The following is a 1,764-nucleotide window of genomic DNA, read 5'->3' as shown; positions in this document are numbered from 1 at the left end:
CACCCCCACCAAGCCCGGCCGCCACGCCCCCGGCCTCGGCCTGGTCCGGTACACCGCGGCCCTGAAGACCGAGCGCCCCTGGTTCGCCATCGGCGGCATCGACCGCACCAACCTGGACGAGGTGCTCGAGGCGGGCGCCCGCCGGGTGGTCGTGGTCCGCGCGCTCACGGCCGCGGACGATCCGGGTGCGGCGGCGGCCGAGTTCGCCAAGCGGCTGCGGGAGATCTGAGCGGGAGCCGTCCCAAGGGATGGACAAAGGCCCGGCAATTCGGCCAAATCACCGGCGCCCGGTTGGGTCACCGCCCGCCCGTGGCTAACCTGCGGGTATGGCCCTCGGAACCGCATCCACCAGGACTGATCGTGCCCGGACCGTCCGGGACATCCTCGCCACCGGCAAGACGGCGTGCTCCTTCGAGTTCTACGCGCCGAAGACCCCGCAGGGCGAGCGCAACCTGTGGAACGCGCTGCGCAGGGTCGAGGCCGTCGCGCCCGACTTCGTCTCCGTCACCTACGGCGCGGGCGGCACCACCCGTGCCACCACGGTCAAGGAGACCCAGCAGATCGTCGTCGACACGACGCTCACCCCGGTTGCCCACCTCACCGCCGTCGACCACTCGGTGGCCGAACTGCGCAACATCATCGGCCAGTACGCGGACGCCGGCATCCGCAACATGCTGGCCGTGCGCGGCGACCCGCCCGGTGACCCGATGGGCGACTGGGTCGCGCACCCCGAGGGGCTGACCTACGCGGCCGAACTCGTGCGCCTCATCAAGGAGTCGGGGGACTTCTGCGTGGGCGTCGCCGCCTTCCCGGAGATGCATCCGCGCTCCGTCGACTGGGACACCGACGTCGCCCACTTCGTGGACAAGTGCCGCGCCGGCGCCGATTACGCCATCACGCAGATGTTCTTCCAGCCCGAGTCCTACCTCCGGCTGCGCGACCGGGTCGCCGCCGCGGGTTGCGAAACCCCCGTCATTCCGGAGATCCTGCCGGTCACCAGCGTGAAGATGCTGGAGCGGCTGCCGAAGCTGAGCAACGCGCTGTTCCCGCCCGAGCTGAAAGAGCGCATCCTCTCGGCGAAGGACGACCCGGCGGCGGTACGCTCCCTGGGGATCGACTTCGCCACGGAGTTCTGCGCCCGGCTGCTCGACGAGGGGGTGCCCGGACTGCACTTCATCACGTTGAACAACTCCACGGCGACGCTGGAAATCTACGAGAACCTGGGCCTGCACCACCCCCCGCGGGCCTAGACCGGCCGCACCGCGATGGGACACACTGCGTAACGGTCACTGGGAGAGGGGCGTACATGGGCTGGACGGTCCTCTACATCGCGTTCGGCATCGTCGCGCTGTGGTTGCTCGGCGAAGTGCTGCTGCAGTACAAGGCGCGGCTGCGCTGGCGGCTGCTCGCCTTCACCGGGTTCCTCGGTGTGGTGGTCGGCGTCCTGATGCCGTCGGTCGTCGTGATCGGGCTGGGCGCCATCGCGTTCGCCGTCGGACAGACCTACGTCACGCTGTCGTTCCGCAAGGGCTTCGCGGCCGGCTGGGCCGTCAAGCGCCCCGACGACGAGGAGGCGGGCCCGGTCACCCGGCGCCGCCGCAACCGCGCCGAGCACCAGGACCCGGTCCTCGGCGACCCCGGCCCGGACGAGTCCGCCGACCTCGGCCACGACCACCCCGGCCCGGAGACCGCGGCCTACGCCACCGACGGTTACGACCACGACGACGCCTACGACCGCGACGACGTGTTCACCCCGGCCCGCCC

Annotated in this window: 2 protein-coding genes and 1 pseudogene; all 3 read left to right on the top strand. The window is 71.0% G+C overall.

The genetic code is table 11. The features are described from left to right. Nucleotides 1–229 (top strand): thiamine phosphate synthase (locus CCN33_RS21580; RefSeq protein ID WP_208621825.1); only part of this gene is annotated, 229 nt, incomplete at its 5' end. Nucleotides 230–326: 97 nt separating this feature from the next. Continuing rightward, on the top strand, nucleotides 327–1,250 hold the full coding sequence (gene metF / locus CCN33_RS21575; RefSeq protein WP_086695204.1) for a methylenetetrahydrofolate reductase [NAD(P)H]: 924 nt from the start codon (nucleotides 327–329) through the stop codon (nucleotides 1,248–1,250). Nucleotides 1,251–1,306: 56 nt separating this feature from the next. After that, nucleotides 1,307–1,764: pseudogene (locus tag CCN33_RS21570) on the top strand (DUF1129 domain-containing protein); the annotation flags it as partial.

Source organism: Streptomyces recifensis, assembly GCF_002154615.1.
In the GTDB taxonomy this organism is placed as follows: Bacteria; Actinomycetota; Actinomycetes; order Streptomycetales; family Streptomycetaceae; genus Streptomyces; species Streptomyces griseoluteus.
This window is presented reverse-complemented; position numbering and strand designations above follow the sequence as displayed.

Bases quoted from the DNA above. Each gene is read 5' to 3' on its own strand.
- metF (WP_086695204.1), top strand. From the start codon at position 327: ATGGCCCTCGGAACCGCATCCACCAGGACTGATCGTGCCCGGACCGTC.